Genomic DNA, 20,551 nt, shown 5'->3' on the forward strand with positions numbered 1-20,551 from the left:
AATTTTACGACACGTGCTACGCTGAAAATAAGATGGCGCGAATAGCTAGACACCAAGCAAGAAGCTAGCCTGATGAGGTTGATATAGGCAAAAGAGTTAAGATCGTCGCGACAAGCTTACCAGCGTAATCGCGACACAGAATAGAACCTCAGTCGCCAATGACCCATTTTTGTGTAATCGGATAGCGTCTATCTCGACCGAAGCCGCGCTCGGTAATACGCGTTCCAATCGGTGCTTGGCGACGCTTGTATTCATTTAAATCCACTAAGCGCAAAATACGATACACCATCTCCCGATCAAAGCCTGCGGCGATAATGGTCTCTGCACTTTCATCATCTTCTATGTAGCGCTCAAGTACTTGATCTAAAATATCGTAAGGCGGCAGACTGTCTTGATCTTTTTGATCAGGCGCTAACTCTGCCGACGGCGGCCGATCAATAACGCGCTGCGGAATTACCGGTGACACGGTATTGCGATATCTCGCAAGCTCAAAAACCCGCATTTTAGCCACATCTTTCAATACGTCGAAGCCACCGGCCATATCACCGTATAAGGTGGAATACCCCACGGCCACTTCACTTTTATTGCCGGTAGTCAGTACCAAACACCCTTTCTTGTTTGATATCGCCATCAGCAACACGCCCCGACAGCGAGCCTGTAAATTCTCTTCGGTCTTGTCGGGTGACATACCGGCAAACTCATCAGACAGCGCTAACATAAAGCTGTCGTACATGGCCTCTATCGACATGACCTTATAGCTCACACCCTGCACATTGGCTTGGGACTGAGCGTCTTCCATACTCATCGAGGCGGTATAGCGGAAAGGCATCATGACTGCTTCGACGCGATCTGCGCCCAAGGCATCGACCGCAATCGCCAAGGTTAGCGCGGAATCAATACCACCGGACAAACCGAGCACCACCCCATTAAAGCCATTTTTGTTGACGTAATCCCGCACACCGAGCACAAGGGTTTCATAGATGTCCTCAAGTACCGGGCGCAAATCGCTGACTTCGCCGTCATCAAAGCGCAAACGACGGCCATCCCAGCGAGCATTTACACAATTGATGTATTCCACATAGGCTGGGCTGCGGGCTATTAACTCACCTTCTGCAGACACCACCATCGAGGCGCCATCGAATACCAACTCATCTTGTCCACCTACCAGATTGCAATACACCACCGGCATACCACCCTGCCAAGCACGCTGTGCCAGCAGTGCCTCACGCTCTATCTGTTTGCCCGCATGGAATGGTGAGGCGCTCAGATTTAGCATTAATTGCGCACCCTCTGCCTTCGCACCTGCCGTCGGCGCATCTTCCCAGACATCCTCGCAAATACTGATCGCCGTGGGCACACCAAAAATATCCATCACCAGCGTATCGCGGCCTTCTTTGAAATAACGCTTCTCATCAAAGACGCGGTAATTGGGCAGACATTGCTTGTGGTATTCATTGACCAATTTACCGCCAAAAAACACCCCGGCAGCATTGAATAAATCGCCATCGATAGATCGCGGATAGCCCAAAACCACGTAGCATTTGGGCGCATGACTGGCTATACGCTGCAGCGCCCGTTCTATTCGGTGGGCAAGACTGGAGCGCAGTAAAAGATCTTCAGGCGGATACCCCGTCACCACCAACTCAGGAAATAAAATCAACTGAGGATCATGGCGTGACACCGCCGTTTCAATGGTGGCAATAATCTTATTTGTATTGCCCTCAATATCTCCGACGACGGGATTTATCTGAGCCATAACGATACGCAGGGAGGTCATTAATGCAATTCCATCAGTAAATACGAAGCCGCGCTCGGTCGTCCCGAATGCCGCATGTGAATTCAGCGCATATTCTAGCAAATAAGCGAGAGTGCATCCCCCACTATGGACGTATAAACTACGGTTTGACGAACTTCAGGGCACAATATGTCTTTTGCGCAAGATTTTTCCCAGCAACGGGCCATCATGCGAGTGTACAGCGCCTATCGCTTAGCGCTGGCAAGCATGCTGCTTATCGCCTTGATCTTTGGCCCAGCAAACTCAACCCTCGGCGCAACCGCACCAAAATGGTTTGCAATTACCGCCTTCTCCTACGTGCTGTTTGCCTTTGTATCGCTGCTAACTCACACACTTTTCAGCACCCGATATTCTCAAACCCAGCTGTTTTTCGAATTCTTCGTCGATATTGGCGTCATCATGCTAATGAGCTATTGCTCAGGCAGCGCTGATTCGGGTTTGCCACTGCTGCTGATTGTCACCATCAGTGCCGCCAGCATTACCATGCCCGGCCAGCTCAGTTTGGCCATCGCCGCCCTCGCCACCATATCAGCGATCAGTGAAGTGGCAGCTCATACATTAAACGAACAAGTATCCGCACAACGTTTCATCGTCGCGGGTATGACCGGCACTGCCTACTTTTCTTCCGCAATCGCAATTCGTTATTTAAGTGCTCGCATTGTGAAGACTCAGCAACTGGCTGATCGGCGGCGATCAGATATTGAGCAACTATCGCGCATCAACCAACACATCGTTCAGCGCATGCAAACTGGCATTGTGGTGATGAGTCAAACCGGACAGATAAAACTCATTAACGCTGCTGCCGCCGAGCTGCTTGAAATCCCAATGCCAATTGCCGGCAGCACGTATTTTGCACCCAAGGTATTAATTGAAATGGCTAAAGATACGTCTAGCAGCTCGCAGATAATCAGCCTCGGGGCACGCCGTTTAGATGCCCACGTAAATATGAGTGTGCTAGAGCAAGGGCATGACAGCGACAGCGACCGCCTTCTGTACATAGAAAACATCAGTAAAATTACCCAGCGCGCACAAAATTTAAAACTCGCATCTCTAGGCCGATTCACCGCCAGTATCGCACATGAAATACGCAATCCATTAAGTGCCATTAGCCATGCGGCACAATTGCTAGCAGAAAGCCCCGACCTACCTGAGGCCGATCATCGCTTTGCAACCATCATTCAAAATCATGCGCTACGCATGAACGACATTATTAAAAACATACTCGAACTCTCCCGCGGTCGCAGCTCAGAGCCTGCGCGCTTTAAATTGAATGACTGGTTGTCGCAATTTCTAAGAGACTGGCAACCAATGAATAACATCGCCATAGATATCAACATCGAAAGCGAACTGGACAATGATACTGTGAATGTGGATCGCAGCCAGTTGGCACAAATTATTTCTAATATTGCCGAGAACGGCGCGCGTCACGGTGCGGAACATAATCCCAAAGCACAAATCATTTTCAGATGTATAAAAAATAAAACCAGCGATGCAGTCATTCTAGACATTATCGATAATGGCCCTGGCATCAAGGAATCCGACGAAGATAAAATCTTCGAGCCTTTCTTCACCACCCAAGAACATGGCAATGGCTTAGGACTATACTTATGTCGCGAGCTCTGCCTAGCAAATCAAATTAATATTTACTTTCGTCGCACTGAACTCAATCAAAGCTGCTTTAGACTACAATTTTCGCACCCAGATCGCGGCACATTGGCAGAATAAAATAAATACCGAACGAGCTAAACAATATGCAACAAACTGTACTAATTATCGACGATGAACCTGATATCAGAGAACTACTAGATATCACCATCACCCGAATGGGTCTGCAAACCATTGCGGTAGGTAATGTTCGCGACGCCATTCACGCACTGCAATCTGATGCATCGATAAGTTTATGCCTTACCGATATAAAACTACCAGACGGCTCGGGACTAGAAATTGTCCGCCATATTCAAGCCTCGTCTCGCTGCCCCGCCGTTGCCGTGCTCACTGCCTACGGCAGTACCGAAATCGCAGTAGACGCCCTAAAAGCCGGCGCGTTTGATTTTATAAATAAGCCCGTTTCCGTCGCTCAACTTCGCAGCCTAGTAAAGACAGCGCTAAAATTAACCGGTCGTGAGACCGCAGTGGACGGTAGTAATAATACCCGCCTACTCGGTGAAACATCTTGCATCGTAAAACTACGTGAGCAAATTATTAAATTATCTCGGAGCCAAGCGCCGGTCTACATAAGCGGTGAATCTGGCAGCGGCAAAGAGGTCGTCGCGCGACTAATACACGCTAATGGCCCGCGCAGCGATGCCCCCTTTGTACCGGTAAACTGCGGGGCAATACCTAGCGAGCTAGTAGAGAGTGAGTTTTTTGGCCACGCAAAAGGTAGTTTTACTGGCGCTTACGATCACAAAGAAGGACTGTTTGAAGCGGCAAATGGAGGAACGCTGTTTTTAGATGAGGTCGCCGATCTACCGCTCAATATGCAGGTCAAATTACTGCGTGCGATTCAAGAAAAAGCGATTCGTCGTATTGGCTCGAACCAAGAAATCCCTGTTGATGTTCGTATACTAAGCGCCACCCACCGAGATCTAGCCAAAGCGGTTGCAGCTGAACATTTCCGTAGCGATTTGTTCTACCGTATTAACGTCATTGAAGTCCCCGTACCGAGCCTTCGAGATCGCAGCACTGACATTCCTCTGCTCGCTAAATTTATGCTCGACAAAATTGGTCGCGAATGGGACATCACGCCACCGAGCATGAGTGACGATGCGCTATCGACCTTGTGCAAGTACGCCTTTCCCGGCAATGTTCGCGAGCTAGAGAACATCATTGAACGCGCCGCGACTCTATGTGAAAACAACACTATTACCGCTAAAGATTTATCTCTACCGTCAATTTCAACAACCGCAACAAGCGGCGCCAACTCTACAAATGCCTTATCAGAAATATCGCACATGGAAGCCGCCAAAGGTGATATGGAAACATATCTCGCCAATATAGAAATGAAAATTATTACCGACGCGCTAGAAGTAAACCGCTGGAATAAAACCGAGTCAGCCAAAATGCTTGGCGTCACGTTTAGACAGTTTCGATATAAATTGAAAAAATACAAATTAGATGATTAAAAAAACGGCGACTCAAGGTCGCCGTTTTTAATTCTGACACATCAAATTATTTGTAGTACCAGAACATGCGTTTACGCCCGCTGGTAATCGGCTTACCTTGGCTAGGCTTAAAGATTGAATCGCCATCTCCGCCCAATAAGAAATATCGAATTTCTCCATTCAAATTAACCAAGCCTGAAATCGCCGTTGGCGGCAGCCCCCCACCTGCATATTCTGACTTCGTTGTTTCACCTGTTAATACATCTATCTTGTAGGCGAAAGCACGTCCGAGACCATTACTACAAGTACCGGGGGTTGGCGTATCAGGCCTATTCGTCGCGAAATAAACTGTGCCAGTTTCAGTCAGCGGTGCATTTACGCCCTTTTCTCCCGCAGAGAAATTTAGGTAATAACCCAAATATGGCGACGTGCTTCCATTGAACACATAGGTAGTAGCATTGGTGCTGTCACAAGTGACACTATTACCTGTTACATCACTATTATTAATACAGGTAAGCGTTGTCTGATCTAACAAATCACTTTCAACAATAGCTGTAAATCCAGCTGCTGAAGCACCTTCATTAGGATCAATTAGCATATAGAATCGATTCTGAACATTCTGTGCCGTCCCAGCCGTTGCCGCCGCGCTATACAAAGGATGCTCCCGGTCTCCGGTAGAGGCCACAACGAGATCGAAATCCTCAGTGGGAACCACGTCTGGAGGGTAAAGCATCTTTCTCGCGTTATTCCCACTACCACCTAAGGTTGCAAACTTAGTTAGAATAATCTCTGACGCCGGGGTAGTCGTTACTGGACTAATATAGATATTCGTCGAATCAGATGGGTCAAGATCAACACGCCAGATATTAGCGGCAACATCAGCGGCGTATAAACGATCAGTATAGCCATCACCATCACGATCCAACAAAGTGATATCTGCAGGGAAAGCACTAGTCATAGCGCTATTACTCACACAGACGCCAACCACCCCTTCAGTCGCAGAGGTACTAAAACTTGCGGCTGGCACTGATGCACAACTATTTAACGCCGCCCAAATAATTTTTCCTGTAATTCCGTCTAAAATAACAATGCCGCGCCCCATCGTATCCGCTGAAACAACGGGGTCAGCGTCTTGCTCCGGGGAATTACCTGCACCTAAAATCAATACAGGCCTAGCTCGACCACCTATTTTAGCCACTTTTGGTTGCGACCATGTATAGCCTAGCTCAGGCAACTGTGCAGTTGTGAGTTGCCACATTACCGTCGGCGCCATTGGATCAGTCACGTTCATCGCATAAAGCAAACGACCACCACGGCGTGCTGACAGATACAAATATTTATCACCTGCGGTTGCCCCACTGCTGCGGCTATCTTGAAAGAATGTCGTCGTTCCATCGAAGAAATAATCCCTATACTCTGCGTCTGACGACGCTGGCGTATTTGGAAAACGAATCGCAGGGTCATCATTAAACTGCCTAGGGAGTTGATCAATAAATTCTGGCGCCACAAAGCTCCACAACTCGCCACCAGGCCGAACCGTAACCGTATTCCCGCTGTTACTGATACTAGCGCTACGATTACCATTTACAGCACGGTAAAGCCCGTCGTTAGCTCCGTAATATACAACAACGCCTATATTCCCACCGTAGTTCACCACGGCAGGGCGTGAATGCAATACATCGCCATGAATTGAACCACGCACATTTAGCGAACAACTACCATCCGAGCAAGGACCCGCCATCTGCTCGTTAGCCGCATTGTCTTCGCCACGAACCCAATTAATAATACTAGCGGTGTTTAATGAACTGGTTGACGCAGAACACTGCACATTTGCAGCAGAACTGGCGTAGACATAAGCTCCGGCGCCCAAACTCGCCGTGTAATTATTCGCATCTACATTCGCGAAACTGCTTGTAGTAACCGTCGCCCCGGTAATTAACGAGGCATTCAATACTGTTGCTGAGCTATTGGTGCCATTTAATGCACATGACTGCAGCGCCTGAGCCGTTGTTATTCCATGCGCGATTCTCGCAACATTTATCCTACTTGTTACACGAGTCACAGTCGCATTTGTAAACGAGGAACTAGCTGTATTGCCAGTATTACCAGCCTTAACAACAAACTGCGTTGCCGACGACGACTCCACCACACACGGTGACGAACTAGTGCAGTTTGAGCTTCCCGCAATACCTGTACCCAACACAACCCGATCTTCGCTGGTTGAAAAATTAAAAGTCGGCGAACCCGCTGCGTAGGTATACGTACAAGTCCGATTACTTGCATTGCCTCTGGTATCGCAAACAGCAGTACCTGATATCTGGGCCTGTTTACCGGCCGTTATTGTGGAGGTAGCACTACTTGGGGTAGAAGAAATTATGCTATCGAGGGCGTTAACCAAATCACTATTAGATGCCTTGAATTCAGTTAATGTCGCGTTAGCAACGCAACCAGAACTAGGACAAGTATAAACACGACGGGCACTCTGACTTGCTAAATAGTCCACACGCAACATTTGAGCGACACCACCCTTTTGCACTAAATCACCATCTGGCGCATCGAAGGTAAAACCGTCACCCTCAGGGCTATTTTTCCAGAAACCCTCTAACGGCCATTGTGCTTGATTTGTAGGCGAATTAGTGGTCCAAAAACTTTGTGCGCTATCAACCAAGCCACCTGTGACGGGGTTCACTATCGACTGAGAATTGACTGTGGGATTCAGTGCATCTGTCAGCACAATACCACCACTTAGATCTACGCCGAATTGGAACTGTTTTACATTCCCCAACCAACGCGGACCGCCCGATGGATTTGGACGGAACATAGCAATATAAATCTGGTTTTCAAAGGTACCCTGCGTATTCGCACTCACCGGCAGTGTTGCCGAGGAGAAAACGCTGTTTACATCTAATACCTCGTTAAAAATTTCCCGGAATATCGCTGCTAAATCAGCGTGTTCAGTAGATGTGACTTGATAAGGTCTACCGCCACCCGCAATCGCGATTTCGCCAAGAAAAACCAACTCCTCCGCGACTTGAGATTGCACACTAGGATCATAAACCGCTATCGAATAAGTAGTAACATTGCGGTCAGATTGCGCGCTATCATCAACATCAACATTGTGCATGAAGTAGGCCCATTCATCCCCCCAAAAATCATTAGCCGGATTTTTATTAAAGCCCGTAATATTACGAATCGTCGCGTACCTATTATATTCAGCAGATCCGTTGGCATAGCCAAAGGCCGAACTCAATTGATTAAAAAGCACGCCACTTGGATTGTTGTTGCCATCTTTTACACTGGCATTTGCTGCAGTAGCGTTGCCAATATAAACCAGAACTGAATCCCTGCATAAACCCCCGGCAGTCGCCAATGAACTGTAATTAACACCAGAGCAAGACGCCGATGCACCAAGACCATTTAAAACCGCCCAGCTCTCTGAAATCATGTCCCCCATTTCTGAGGCATTAGCCGTCACTCGACTATCGATTGCTTTTAATTTCGCAACAAAGGCATCGATACCGGCAGAAGTTAATAGCGTTGGAGGAATGACCAAATACCCACAACCATTGTTGCCGTTTCCTAAACTTGTGCCGTTCGGAAAATAATTGTCTTGGTTGTTTTTATTAAACACCATCAAACCTACTTTAAGCGCTCCCAAACTATCGATATCGTCTTTAAGCGACAGGACCGCATTTACCATGGCGCACTGTTCCATACCACCAACAGTACTCGCACCAAGAGCAGGTATACCCGCATTGTCACTGTATACACAGCCATGAACTGCATTGGCATTTACATTACCGCTGGTATGCCAGGCAAGCAGTACCGTCTGCGCTTCAGACGACGGCGTATTCCCAACAAAGAGATCTATATCTTCGGCAAGGGCTATGCCGCCAGATACAAATAAAAATGTGACGGCTGAGATTAAAGTTCTCATTGTGTGATTGAATGTATTCATTACTGCCTCACCATTTTTAATTTCTTAAAATCGTGCACTACAGGCACGTTGTTCCCAATGCAGCGCGAAGGTAAACCCCTTGGTGCATTTCTAAATTTGTGCCGGTTGCGGCATCTGTGACATTCGCTTGCACATCCCACGTCATTTTGACGCAACCTGAGTTAGTTACCGTGGCTACCCCTTCGTCGTCACGAAAAATATTGGCATCGATATCCTGAGCGGTTCGAATGCAATCTTTGTCTTTTGGGTAACTGAGTTCGGACCGCAAGACCGGAGCAATCCGTAAGCAGCTCGGCGGGGGCACAACCGCGACCATATCGGCAACACCGTTGCCATCAAAATCACTTTGAATATTAGAATTTGTTGTCGGCAGTGGTAGCGAAAAATTAGCGGGGTTTGAGATGTACGTTTCCAAGGCATTACTCGCCGCCAGCTTTGCTTCAACACGATACTGCTGATTACCAGCGATTTTAAAATTCACATTGCTGCTAGTAAGCATACTCGCCACAATAACACTGAAAATTCCGAGCATAATCAGCACAACAATAAGTACCACGCCACGTTGTTTTTTTAATGTGCGCATCACTCTCTCACTCCGGCGATATTCGGCAACATAACGACGGTTGAGTACACTTGCCGCTTAATATTGTCACTATATGGGCCCAATACTTCTCGCCCAATATCATATGTTTTAGCGTTACTAGTATTACTACTTGAACGACTACCACGTACCAACATTTTAATTTGTATAGAAACAACGTTCTGCCAATTTAAGCTATCTGTAAACTCCCATTCGTAGCTCGCACCTGCTGGACAAGCCGCTGGTTTTGTATCAACAGTAGGATTGGCAACGTAGCAATCCGGTCCACCATCCCCATCTAGGTCTAAACCATAGTCGAAATGAATATCCTCTACCCCCTCAACCAAGGTGCGAATGCCACCACTGCCAGCTCTAAACTCATAGCTCTTAAGGCTAGCAATACCATCGCCCGCACCCGAGCAGTCATTACAGGGAGAAATGAAATAGGCATTAAAGGTGTATGGCCAAGCCTCAGCCAAGGTCGAAACTGCACTTGTACAGCCATTTTCACGAAGTGTTAATTCCGCAATGTCAGTGCTTATTTTGAAACTTAGCGAATCCAAATCACAGCTCGATATTTGAAGATACGGCGTGGTATTACTGGCAGGGATATTCGCCGCAGTCACCGCCACCGAGTTTGGATCCACATGACGAACGATAAGTATTTCAGATTTATCGCGCACCTCGGCACTGAAACAACTTGGCACTGTCAGGCCCGGTGCCGAGCTAGCGCTATCATAAGGATACCCATTTACAGATAAGGGCATCTGCACGGGTGTCACGGTGCTATTAAAGCCCAAATTCGCCACCGCCGTTCCACAGGGACTTGGAGTGCTATATGAAACTGCACCAATACCCGGATGGTACTTACCGTAAAACCCACCCAATGCCACATCCTCATTAAAAACCTGCAGTGCATAACGCCCGTTTTCAATTTGGTCCGAGGTGTTTGCCAGTTCAGTTCTCGTTGTACTCACAGAGGCAACAAGACTAATGATACCCAGCAGCATAAATGCGCCGAGTCCCATCGCAATTAAAAGCTCAACTAAAGATAGGCCTCGTTGACGAACCTCGACATGACACACGCACCCCATCATGACAGGTCTCCAATACGAATAATGGCACTCACAATACGCCTCATTTTTTCGTCGCCGTACAGATCCTTACCACAGGTATTATTCGCTGTTGCCGTTACCGTTTCGCTCAAACCCTGCCAAGCAACAGTGATTCGGTATGTTTGGTCTGCAGCACTTATTTGCTGTACGCAACCTCTCGCGCCAACCATTGCACCAACTTTTGCACTGCCTATTTGCTCAGACGCACCCTGTAGTAAATCATTCCATTCGCTAAGATCTGCGTCGGCGATAGCTTGCTGCGACGCATCACCGAGTGTACAAGACGTCAATGCACTCACGTTGTAACCCATCACGGATCCTGTACCACCGTAGGAGTAGCAAGCGGCTACAGTGCGATTTGCATTAATCCTATCGACCATGTCTTGCAACACACTCAAGGCCTGCAAACGCTGGTAGGATTCGGCTTCCTGCTGCACTGTACGCACCATTAAACCAGCTGCGCCCATCAAACCAACGAGCAATACAACCAGCGCCACCAATATTTCTATTAATGTAAAACCGCCACTGTTAGTTCGATGACTTATTGGCATTAGCAACTCCCATCATCAGTAGTGGTGCTGCCACTCAAAGACAATCTGACGCACTTAGCGACACTGCTACTAGCCGAACTTACTAAGTCGAAGGTCACTGAACTATCTATGCGGCCATTGCTTCGAAAGATAAAGCTGTTTGCACTGCCAGTTATATTCACCCCAGAAACTGCATCCTGAGATCGCAATGTATCGCCAGCCGCGGTTACCGTCCAACCTTCAACCCAACTGCTGCCAGCTCGAGTAACCGTAACATCGGTATTTCGCTTTACCGCCTCGCTACGAGCCAGTTGGAACGTCGCGTTTAAATCACTGGCAACACTACGCAATCGTTGTGTTCGAATGACATCATTAAACGAGGGGACCGCCACTGCGGCCAGGATAGACACGATACCGAGCGTTACCATTAATTCCAGCAGGGTATAACCACGTTGTTGACCTAATCCCAGCATCTTGTCGCCCCCGCTGCATGCCCCTTTTGCCCCTGACTGTTCAAGGTAAGGGTGCCACAACTATCATCGCTAGCTTGGCTACCTCTAGGCACCGCTGAAACCGTATAAGTCGGCGGTGTTGCCGCGTTATTGGCTGTAGTACTAATTGTAAAGTTGCTACTTACTTGCGACGGCGTTGTTGCACCTAAATCAGCCATACTCGTCGCGTAGCTCCGCTCATCAAGAAAGTTGCGTTCTTGCATATTCGCAACTTCCATAACAAAGCTAGTTGCCGCAGAACGATTAGCTCGAACGGTATAATCTCGATAAGACGGGAGCGCCACCATCATTAAGATGGCAATAATCGCTACCGTGATCATCAACTCAATCAAGGTAAACCCGCTATTTCGACGTAGAGAAAAAATCATGCGTAAAACGCCCATAAAAAAATGACTCGTTTTACACTGTAGGAGGGTGTTATATCAATGTCAGCTGAAGACCGACGACCGGTAGGATTTACACGACAGGCGGCATCTTGTTAAAGCTTGCCGCCATTAAATTCAACGCCGCCAGCAATCGCTAACGGATTTAGACGAACCCGAAGGCTTTGCAGTTATGGAATACGATCCCGTTTCATCTAAGGTAAAGTCACCGCAGGCATCACCAGCCATGACTCCCGCCCGGCTTGCCTTTAAAGTGAATGCGTTCGCAGATGCAGAACTGGATGCAATTGTGTAATAGGCAGTACCACTTTCTGGCACTGTAGTTAAAAACACCGAGGGCAAAGTTGAACCCGCTGCAGTCGTTGTATAACGCCCGTTGGTAGAGTAGTAACGTTCAAGTGCCTGCGCCGCAGATAAAAGTGCACCGCTCGCCTCTGCCCTACGTGATTTAGCCACCGACTCTTGGTAAGAGGGGTATGCGATCGACGCGAGAATACCAACGATCGCTAGCGTAATCATCAGCTCCATTAAACTGAAGCCGTCAGCTTTTGACATCCGTATCACTGCAACTGTCTCCAAGACTGCCTACCTGTTACGTCACTTCCACCGCCGGTTTCCGTTATCACGCCGATGGTACCACTCGTTCCTGATGTGTATTTATATTCAAGTTCTCCAGCTCCGATAATGCCAGGGGTTTTGATCATTTCTTCACTGCCAATTCCGCTTGCTGGATAATAGTCCCCTTCAAATAGAGCTAGATCTAATAAATTAACCTTACCGTCGCCGTTAATATCCAGCACCGGCTCACCAATACGCCCTCCAGTCACCGCGTCTAGTTCCATTAACCAGCTATCGCCACCAAAACCACACACACTTTCAGAGGGGACAATACTTGCAAAAATTATTCTGCCGTTGCGTAAGATTGGCTGCGAAACAACCCTTTCTCCCGTGCGAACTTTTGAGGGCGGATACAAAGGTAAATGCCATCCGTAAGTCGGCGGAGTACCTACGCTATTATTAGTGACTATACGGATCTTATTTGCAGACGCCGAACCGTCGGCAGTCGTAGCAACACCTTGGAATACAATGCTTTGTGATAACAGCTTGTCCCGACCTGTAAAACTCGAACCGTTATCTCGTATACCGTAAAAATCCTGAATTGGTGGTTTTACTGGCAATAGCCCATCACTGTTCTCAAAGTATTTTCCAGTTCCAAAGTAGACCATATAACCGCCTTTAGGATGTACACCTACCGTCGGCCTTGACGTAATTGCTTGCGTATTACCGTCTGCATCAACAACTTTATAGAGAGGCTCAGCAACTCCCGCATTTTTATACGCGACATCCCAAGAGTTTTTCGATGCACCGGTCAAATCAAACTTCCATAGATTGCCTTTTAAATCGCCTGCATAAATAAAATCCGTTACGCGATCGTTATTAACATCAACTGGAACCGGACTTGCTAAACCGTTATCCACGCCGCTGACGCCCGTATTGATAGCTTTAATCAAAGCGCCTGTTTCTAAATCAACCACAAATAATTTAACGTTGTCACCGGAATTATAACCATTGCCAAATATTGCTACCCACTTGCCACCTGCTGCTACCCGCGCAATGATAGGCTGACTCATTGCAACACCCAATTTATCAACAGCATTTGAAGCTGTAGCAAACTCCCAAAGAAAACTAGAGGCGTTCAACGTAGCCGGATCGGTAACGTTAAGGGCAAATACCGAACGACCACCCGCAGCCAAAGAGCCTACTAAAATCGACTTCCAACTACCGCTTAAATACGCATCAAGCACTCTTGGCGAGCCATCTACGATATATGAATGTTCGTATTCGCTATCAGACAATTCTGCAAATTTCGGAAAAGCCGCTACTGGAATATAGGCAAACTTTTCCTTGCCGGTAGCCGCATCGAAGCCATGCAACATACCGTCATTGGCTCCCACATAGATCATTGACGTACGAGTTGCCTTCTTAGCGAGAAAGGCTGCATAACTCGAACCCTCCTGCCCCGACAATTTACTAAAACCAAAATTTTCCTCTTTACCGACAAAGAAGGGGTCTGAATTTATAATATCGCCCATAATAGTTGAGCGTTCTCTAAACTTACTGCCTTCGTTACTTTTGTCGCCTCGAAGCCACAATAATCGTTTTTTACCGTCGTCAACCGTTTCGCCCGCGCGCAGATCGTCTTGTTGACTGTTACTTAACTCCCCCCAATTACCGACGGTAAAAGCAACGGCTTTGTTCACCGTCGCCCCCTGGTCACCAACAGCTGAAATAATATTTCTAGAAGCTTCAATAGGGATGCCGCCTTTATTGGTATCCCACACAACATTATTAAGACTCCCGTCACCATTCAAGGAATAAGCAATAATTCGCCCAGACCACTCTAAACTATTAAAGCTAGCCTGATAAATTAAAGTACCTGAATCTAAGCGCGTTGAGTTCGCCGCAACAGATGATGCTGAGGACTTACTTTCATTTGCAATGGTTTGCAAAATGTTGCCAAGCTTATTAGCAAACACTTCTGGTTCTGACGCACTAAAAAAACCTCCGCGACTATTAACCGCAGCATGAAGTAGATCATCTATTTTATGAACTTCATTCGAAGTCGGCTTAGGCCAAGAAATTGAATCACCAGAAGAAATAGCAGCAAATGCCTTTTCTGGCTCTATCGTCCCAAAAACCCCAAGACCCACACCAAATGTGGTCATATGCTGCCAAAATGCAGGCGATGTTTTTGACACGGCCACCACATTTGCCATATCTGTGCGGATATCATTTTTCCAATAGTACATAGCCACATCAGCTAAGGTACTCGACTCACCATCTGTAAATGGTGAGACCTTTTTATAACTAAAGCTAGCGCCCGTCGGCCCGGTTTGAGTAGGCCCATCTGTACCATCATTATTATTATTTGGCCCGCCACTCGTTGCATCTCCAGACCAATACCCATCTGTCATTAAAACCGTATAATTTCTTCGACATTGCAGCTGATCAGAATCGTCATCAGTACCGGGATCGGCGCCCCAAGGTCCCTTATTGTCTTTACGAGAAAAGTATTTCCCCGCGTAATCAACGGCCAAACGCAATGGCGTGCCTGAATTGGGAATTTCACGTTCATACAAAGACTTATAGAATTCTTTCCTTGCTTCGCCTTCAAACGTACGTACCCCATTAACGATGACTTTCGTTTTCTCGCCATCTATGGTGGTTTCACCTTGGTTTATGCTACCAAAGCCAACCCGAATACCTGCTCCTTGTTCTGCAAAAGCATAACCGCTACCTCCTCGCGCAGTTAAAACTCTTGAGCGATAATAAGTGTACCAATTTGCGAAATTTTGCATTTCCTGTTCGTAAGTACACGTTACCGTGTCTTCGTCATCACAATCATCTCGATTATCACGACCGTCACCTGTATACGTCTTGCCTGAGCGAATTTCGACCTCTTTAAAGTTGCTCCAGCTCCAATCACTCCCGGTCCCTTTGTACCAAAAATATTTAGCTGGCCAATATTTTTTTGCGCTTGTTGTATAACTGCACGAACCAGAGCTATTACACTCATACCAGCGCACACTATTATAATTATCGTTGGCCTCTGCATTTAGTTTACGGCAATACTTTGCATCAAAACTATTTGTTGGCCTGTCAGGGTTATGAAAAGCACACGACGGGTTTGCATCGGGATACAATGTGCCATCTGCCTTTATCCACGGAGAATAAGTAGTTCCCGGATTGTAATAAACTGAATTGATTTGTGGTGACCGCGAACGGGCATTAAACCCAGAATTGGCATCAACAGTAGGGACGTAGTTACTATAATCATTACCTTTATATACGCCGTCCGCCCTAGGGAAAATATATCGTGCGCTACTATAAATAATACTGTCCGGCATCAACTCAAATTGCATCGACCCCGAATCATCGAGAATATACATCACATTTGGCTCAGCAGCCTGAGTCAAAAATAGTGGTTTTTGGGAAATGTCATCATTTACTGGTTCGCCAGAACTGCAATCTTTTTTTTCACCTTTTACGGTAAATTTCGCCTTACATTTTGTTTTATCAGCATCACTGTTGTACACGGTCAGCTTGTTGTCGTTGAAACCATACTTCTTGCCCGGACATTGTTTATTTTTGTCCACATCAACCTTAACAATACCTGTGATTTTGCTTAGATCCTGAAACGTGTATGTCTCATTTTTTTTCTTTTTACCGATCGACTTATTAGTTGTTCGCTCAACAATACAATCATCAGCAGCAAGAACGTCGGGAGGGTATATCAGCCCCCCTAAAAGCACAGCAATAAGCGCCAACAATAAGCGAGTATGGAAGGTATCTATCGTGAGTCTTGACATAATATTCACCGACATAATTTTCGGAATCTCAATTATTTCGCTTAAATGTAGTACTAAGCACGACCATACTGCGATCACTTGCACCATAGCCTCGCGCTGTTACTCGGTAAAACACCTTTGTGGTAACGGCCAGGTCAGAATCTAAGGCATCATTAACCCCCGAGTTACTGGTCAACTCTTGAATAAAATATTCAGGAGGTTTAGCTGCATAGGGTATGACATCTGCCGCCATAATCTGCCAACCAACTGACGAGGAATGATCAGACCAATCAGGCTCAACACAAGCGGTAGCCGTACTAGTAGGGTCCGCACAATAACGATATAAACCATTAGTCCCGTCAAATGGTCCGACATTTATTTGTGACAACGCCGTTTCCGCAGCCCTCAAACCTGCCTCTGCAGCTTGGAACGCCAAATTAGTATCCTTAGCGTTACCCGCCATACGCTCTTGCAACGTTGAAGATTGCATCGATGCCGCCGCGATGATGGTAAGTATGAGCATGAATATCAAGCTAACGATCAGTACTGCACCACGCTGCCCGCGAATGCCGTGTCTACGCAGTTTATATATCATGGCAATTTATTCCTGATCGCAAATACATTGGTAAATATCTGCCTAAATCGGCCGTCTGTATTGGCAACCACATTTCCGTTTACATCGATAATTGACTGGGCACTCTCTGAGCCTGTTTTACCGACAATATTTTCCTCAGAGGCCACCATCTGCAATGAAATTCGAACACTTAACACATCAGTCCAGTCGGCTACTGCGGCCCCGCTTTGATACTCGTCTACAGCGCGGTCACCATTGGTATCTACACCGTAGGTGAGCTGCATATTTTCTACGCCTTCTACTAGCTCAGTTGCAGCGCTTATCGCGCCACCCGAACCAGCAATAAGCCTACGCATATAAAGGGCGTTTATTGGTCGCCCTCCCGCTGTATCTCGACCGGTGTCGCGAACAAAATAGTCTACACTTTCGAAGGAGAATACCTCGGCATCAGTTTGGTATAACTTACTTAAGTTATTGCTCGAATTTAGCCCTTGACCATTAGAATGAGTTAGCGTCGTTGCCGCATTGCCATTTCCGTTGTTACCTGGATTGTTAACAATGCGAAAGACATCTGCATTAAGACAATCACTTACCATCACATAATCACCGGTGACAAAGCCAAGGCTATTATTTTCAATTTGCAAATTAGCATTGACCGTATTCATATTACCGGTGACATTAATATCGTTTTCCGACGCCTTTTTAATATGAAGTATGTCGCTACCTACTATTGCACCTAAGGCATTCCCTGCCGCAACATCATCTTCGCCCACCAGTGCAGTCGCTAAACTGAAATCTACAGTATTCGCCGGAACGGCAATAACATTGACATTAATGTTGCCGATAGAACTACAGCCCATATATCCCGCCATGCGAATTTCTTTTCCTATAAAACGCATGGCGAAGCGCGCGTTTTCCTGAATTTGCGCGAGGGAATCCTGTACTTTTGAGCTGCTATTGGTTGCCAGAAAAACTTGAATAACTGCCGTGCTTAAGAATAGTCCAAGAGTGACGGATATCATCAACTCGACAAGACCAAACCCCCGCTGTGACAACTTCATAAAGCCTCCCTCACAGCCTGGTCTGAAAAACAAAAGTTTGATTATCGCCCGCACCTACCTCGCGAGTTTTAGACAGTCGGCTTTCGTCCCACTGAATAGTAATGGTGAAATTATTATTATCGCGTGCAATAGACGCGTCACCAGCAGGAAGACGTCGCGCAATTTCCTGAAGCCAATCCTGAATATCTACTTTGTAAATTTCCGTTCCCGTTGGCGCGTCGTCATCGATCGCTAAATCATAACGGCCAACCAAGGCATCTGCTCGGTTAGCCCTCATGCGATCAGAAAGATCATTGGCGAGAAAAACTGCGGTGGAGCGGGTTGTAGACGCCTGATTAAACTTTACCGCGTTAAGCTGCATTGCAGCGGCACCGAGCACGCCAGTCGCGGTAATCAAAACGGCAACCAGTACTTCAATTAGCGTTACGCCCTGTTGTCTTCTCTTATTCACGGGCAGCTCCTTTCCGTCACGCTCACTTGCCCCGTAAGGCTTATATTGATATTACGATCACGGGAACAATATTCAGGCGATGTTCGATACGAAACAACCACTGCTGCAGTGTCGTTTAGAAATCCGTCGCTATTGAAGGCGATGCTGCTGATTGAAGTACCACCACGATCACCAGTAATGGTCGAGCTGCTAACTGCAGCATTTTTCTGAAGTGCTTCTCCGTCGTCGTAGCTACCATTCGCATTGGCATCAACCCAGCTCAACCAACCCTTTGCCCAATTACCGTCAATCGCGCTTACAGTGACCGGCGCCGCTCTCACAACAGCCTCTGACCGAGCTGTAATTAGAGCCTTCATTAATTGCTGAACCATCGCGCGATCACGAGATTCATCGATAAATTGGGTAAAACTAGGCACCGCCACGACCGCCAAAATAGCGGCGATAGACACTGTTACAATCAGCTCAATTAAGGTAAAACCTCGGTTTTTGCTTGTAAACCGCATATCGCTTTTCCGTTTTAAGCTTGACTTTTCGCGAAGTAGTCATAGATTAAACTACGAGTGTGCTAATTCATACATCGTCTGCATGGACGCGGACGACGCTGGATAGGAACCTCTCTCAAGTGTAACCCAATATGGAAAGGAGTCCATAGTGGCAAACCGAGGTATGACCTTAGTTGAGCTTATAACAGCACTCGCTATAGCCGCAATACTGGTAGTAGGCGCTGCGCCACCTCTAACGTCTTTCATTCGTCAGTACCAGCTGCGCTCAACTGGACAGCAGCTTTTCCGACTGATGACTACTGCGCGAGCTACGGCGGTTATGCGCAGTAGGTCCATCAGTATCTGGAATGAGGACGGCGACTGGACTAGTGGGGTCACGGTATTTGAAGACGATAACGGTAATGGTAAGCACGAAGACGGCGAGCAAATATTACTGAGCGGCGTAGATCAGACGAATATTCAAATTACCGGAAACCGCTGGGTCGCGGATTACGTCAAGTTCGCTGCTGACGGCAGCGCCCAAACCGCAAATGGTGCGTTTCAGGTTGGGACGATCACTATTTGTACGCCGAAACAAACAAAGGCCTATCAGCTTATTATCAGCATTGGCGGCCGAATACGGATGATAAAAACCGACATTGACGAATGTTGAAAGGCTTATGAAATATCGACTAAACGTAGCTCTTTAGGCAATGAGAATGTGATATTTTCTGGCCGACCTTCTAATTCAACAGGAACAGAGGCGCCCAGTTCACAAAGCCGGTCAATAACAGCGCTCACCAACACCTCTGGCGCAGACGCGCCAGCAGTAATGCCAATTTTGGGTGAACCTTCAAGCCATTCAGGACGAATATCTTCTTCGCTGTCGACCAAATAGGCGCGACAACCGATGCGCTCGGCGAGTTCGCGTAAGCGATTTGAGTTTGAGCTATTCGGTGAGCCAACCACTAAAACCACATCCACTTGCTCAGCTAAAGTCTTTACCGCGTCTTGGCGGTTTTGCGTGGCATAGCAAATATCGTCTTTACGTGGGCCTTCGATATTGGGGAATTTGCTTCGCAGTGCTTTGATGACGGCTGCGGTGTCGTCCATCGATAAGGTGGTTTGAGTAACATAGGACAAGTGATCTGGATCTTTGACTTCTAAGGCCAGGGCCTGATCGACATCCTCAACAAGATAAATATCGCCGCCGTGGGACGCATCGTATTGCCCCATTGTCCCTTCGACTTCTGGATGGCCTTTATGGCCAATCAGCACGCACTCGCGGCCAGTGCCGCTAAAGTTAACGACCTCCATATGCACTTTTGTTACCAGAGGACAGGTGGCATCAAATACTTTTAAGCCGCGACGGTCTGCTTCATTACGTACCGCCTGCGATACGCCATGAGCACTAAAAATGACGATTTTATCGTCTGGCACTTCGTCGAGTTCGTCCACAAACATGGCGCCGCGCTGACGCAAGTTCTCAACCACAAACTTATTGTGAACAACCTCATGACGCACGTAGATTGGCGCACCGAATACGTCTAAGGCACGGTTTACAATCTCGATGGCGCGATCAACCCCTGCGCAAAACCCACGGGGGTTCGCCATTTTGATTTGCATTTTATCGCCAGAGTTACTCATACCATCACCA

17 protein-coding genes are annotated in these 20,551 nt (G+C 47.2%); 3 read left to right on the forward strand and 14 right to left on the reverse strand.

What is annotated here, in order from left to right:
- Positions 1-148: 148 nt before the first annotated feature.
- The gene (locus tag O9X78_RS09825) at positions 149-1,777 is read right to left on the reverse strand and encodes an NAD+ synthase (protein ID WP_269619485.1); all 1,629 of its coding nucleotides are present in this window, start codon (positions 1,775-1,777) and stop codon (positions 149-151) included.
- Positions 1,778-1,924: 147 nt separating this feature from the next.
- Between O9X78_RS09825 and O9X78_RS09830 the strand changes: the two genes are divergently transcribed.
- Positions 1,925-3,520: a sensor histidine kinase gene (locus O9X78_RS09830; RefSeq protein WP_269619486.1), complete on the forward strand. Its 1,596-nt coding sequence runs from the start codon at positions 1,925-1,927 to the stop codon at positions 3,518-3,520.
- Between the two features lie 26 nt (positions 3,521-3,546).
- Positions 3,547-4,920: a sigma-54-dependent transcriptional regulator gene (locus tag O9X78_RS09835; protein ID WP_269619488.1), complete on the forward strand. Its 1,374-nt coding sequence runs from the start codon at positions 3,547-3,549 to the stop codon at positions 4,918-4,920.
- 46 nt (positions 4,921-4,966) lie between these two features.
- Here O9X78_RS09835 and O9X78_RS09840 read toward each other — a convergent pair whose 3' ends face one another.
- The 12 genes from O9X78_RS09840 to O9X78_RS09895 form a co-directional block, all read right to left on the reverse strand.
- The gene (locus O9X78_RS09840) at positions 4,967-8,857 is read right to left on the reverse strand and encodes a pilus assembly protein (protein WP_269619489.1); all 3,891 of its coding nucleotides are present in this window, start codon (positions 8,855-8,857) and stop codon (positions 4,967-4,969) included.
- Positions 8,858-8,894: 37 nt separating this feature from the next.
- On the reverse strand, positions 8,895-9,440 hold the full coding sequence (locus O9X78_RS09845) for a PilX N-terminal domain-containing pilus assembly protein (RefSeq protein ID WP_269619491.1): 546 nt from the start codon (positions 9,438-9,440) through the stop codon (positions 8,895-8,897).
- Positions 9,440-10,534: a PilW family protein gene (locus O9X78_RS09850; protein WP_269619492.1), complete on the reverse strand. Its 1,095-nt coding sequence runs from the start codon at positions 10,532-10,534 to the stop codon at positions 9,440-9,442. Before O9X78_RS09850 ends, O9X78_RS09845 begins: the two co-directional genes overlap by 1 nt.
- Positions 10,531-11,103 (reverse strand): type IV pilus modification protein PilV, encoded by a 573-nt coding sequence (gene pilV, locus O9X78_RS09855; RefSeq protein ID WP_269619494.1) that lies wholly within the window; start codon positions 11,101-11,103, stop codon positions 10,531-10,533. The genes O9X78_RS09850 and pilV (O9X78_RS09855) overlap by 4 nt, the downstream gene beginning before the upstream one ends.
- Complete coding sequence (locus O9X78_RS09860) at positions 11,103-11,555, reverse strand: GspH/FimT family pseudopilin (protein WP_269619496.1); 453 nt, start codon at positions 11,553-11,555, stop codon at positions 11,103-11,105. The genes pilV (O9X78_RS09855) and O9X78_RS09860 overlap by 1 nt, the downstream gene beginning before the upstream one ends.
- On the reverse strand, positions 11,543-11,962 hold the full coding sequence (locus O9X78_RS09865) for a type IV pilin protein (RefSeq protein WP_269619498.1): 420 nt from the start codon (positions 11,960-11,962) through the stop codon (positions 11,543-11,545). Before O9X78_RS09865 ends, O9X78_RS09860 begins: the two co-directional genes overlap by 13 nt.
- A gap of 132 nt (positions 11,963-12,094) precedes the next feature.
- A complete protein-coding gene (locus O9X78_RS09870; protein ID WP_269619500.1) occupies positions 12,095-12,532 on the reverse strand; it encodes a type IV pilin protein in 438 nt (145 codons plus the stop codon).
- 5 nt (positions 12,533-12,537) lie between these two features.
- Positions 12,538-16,347, reverse strand: coding sequence for a pilus assembly protein (locus O9X78_RS09875; RefSeq protein ID WP_269619502.1), 3,810 nt, complete (start codon positions 16,345-16,347; stop codon positions 12,538-12,540).
- Positions 16,348-16,375: 28 nt separating this feature from the next.
- Positions 16,376-16,921: a pilus assembly PilX family protein gene (locus tag O9X78_RS09880; RefSeq protein ID WP_269619503.1), complete on the reverse strand. Its 546-nt coding sequence runs from the start codon at positions 16,919-16,921 to the stop codon at positions 16,376-16,378.
- The gene (locus O9X78_RS09885) at positions 16,918-17,961 is read right to left on the reverse strand and encodes a PilW family protein (protein WP_269619505.1); all 1,044 of its coding nucleotides are present in this window, start codon (positions 17,959-17,961) and stop codon (positions 16,918-16,920) included. Before O9X78_RS09885 ends, O9X78_RS09880 begins: the two co-directional genes overlap by 4 nt.
- A gap of 10 nt (positions 17,962-17,971) precedes the next feature.
- A complete protein-coding gene (gene pilV / locus O9X78_RS09890) occupies positions 17,972-18,412 on the reverse strand; it encodes a type IV pilus modification protein PilV (RefSeq protein WP_269619507.1) in 441 nt (146 codons plus the stop codon).
- Complete coding sequence (locus O9X78_RS09895) at positions 18,409-18,915, reverse strand: GspH/FimT family pseudopilin (RefSeq protein WP_269619508.1); 507 nt, start codon at positions 18,913-18,915, stop codon at positions 18,409-18,411. The genes pilV (O9X78_RS09890) and O9X78_RS09895 overlap by 4 nt, the downstream gene beginning before the upstream one ends.
- A 148-nt stretch (positions 18,916-19,063) precedes the next feature.
- Here O9X78_RS09895 and O9X78_RS09900 point away from each other — a divergent pair, with 148 nt between their 5' ends.
- Complete coding sequence (locus O9X78_RS09900; RefSeq protein ID WP_269619509.1) at positions 19,064-19,567, forward strand: GspH/FimT family pseudopilin; 504 nt, start codon at positions 19,064-19,066, stop codon at positions 19,565-19,567.
- Between the two features lie 5 nt (positions 19,568-19,572).
- Here O9X78_RS09900 and ispH read toward each other — a convergent pair whose 3' ends face one another.
- Positions 19,573-20,520, reverse strand: coding sequence for a 4-hydroxy-3-methylbut-2-enyl diphosphate reductase (gene ispH / locus O9X78_RS09905; RefSeq protein WP_269619645.1), 948 nt, complete (start codon positions 20,518-20,520; stop codon positions 19,573-19,575).
- Positions 20,521-20,551 lie beyond the last annotated feature (31 nt).

Source organism: Zhongshania aquatica, from assembly GCF_027257955.1.
GTDB classification, from domain to species: domain Bacteria; phylum Pseudomonadota; class Gammaproteobacteria; order Pseudomonadales; family Spongiibacteraceae; genus Spongiibacter; species Spongiibacter aquatica.

Bases quoted from the DNA above. Each gene is read 5' to 3' on its own strand.
- O9X78_RS09875 (WP_269619502.1), bottom strand. From the start codon at position 16,347: ATGTCAAGACTCACGATAGATACCTTCCATACTCGCTTATTGTTGGCG.
- O9X78_RS09860 (WP_269619496.1), bottom strand. From the start codon at position 11,555: ATGCTGGGATTAGGTCAACAACGTGGTTATACCCTGCTGGAATTAATG.
- O9X78_RS09880 (WP_269619503.1), bottom strand. From the start codon at position 16,921: ATGATATATAAACTGCGTAGACACGGCATTCGCGGGCAGCGTGGTGCA.
- O9X78_RS09895 (WP_269619508.1), bottom strand. From the start codon at position 18,915: ATGCGGTTTACAAGCAAAAACCGAGGTTTTACCTTAATTGAGCTGATT.
- pilV (WP_269619494.1), bottom strand. From the start codon at position 11,103: ATGCCAATAAGTCATCGAACTAACAGTGGCGGTTTTACATTAATAGAA.
- O9X78_RS09845 (WP_269619491.1), bottom strand. From the start codon at position 9,440: ATGCGCACATTAAAAAAACAACGTGGCGTGGTACTTATTGTTGTGCTG.
- O9X78_RS09865 (WP_269619498.1), bottom strand. From the start codon at position 11,962: ATGATTTTTTCTCTACGTCGAAATAGCGGGTTTACCTTGATTGAGTTG.
- O9X78_RS09825 (WP_269619485.1), bottom strand. From the start codon at position 1,777: ATGACCTCCCTGCGTATCGTTATGGCTCAGATAAATCCCGTCGTCGGA.
- O9X78_RS09840 (WP_269619489.1), bottom strand. From the start codon at position 8,857: ATGAATACATTCAATCACACAATGAGAACTTTAATCTCAGCCGTCACA.
- O9X78_RS09850 (WP_269619492.1), bottom strand. From the start codon at position 10,534: ATGATGGGGTGCGTGTGTCATGTCGAGGTTCGTCAACGAGGCCTATCT.
- ispH (WP_269619645.1), bottom strand. From the start codon at position 20,520: ATGCAAATCAAAATGGCGAACCCCCGTGGGTTTTGCGCAGGGGTTGAT.
- O9X78_RS09870 (WP_269619500.1), bottom strand. From the start codon at position 12,532: ATGTCAAAAGCTGACGGCTTCAGTTTAATGGAGCTGATGATTACGCTA.
- O9X78_RS09835 (WP_269619488.1), top strand. From the start codon at position 3,547: ATGCAACAAACTGTACTAATTATCGACGATGAACCTGATATCAGAGAA.
- O9X78_RS09830 (WP_269619486.1), top strand. From the start codon at position 1,925: ATGTCTTTTGCGCAAGATTTTTCCCAGCAACGGGCCATCATGCGAGTG.
- O9X78_RS09885 (WP_269619505.1), bottom strand. From the start codon at position 17,961: ATGAAGTTGTCACAGCGGGGGTTTGGTCTTGTCGAGTTGATGATATCC.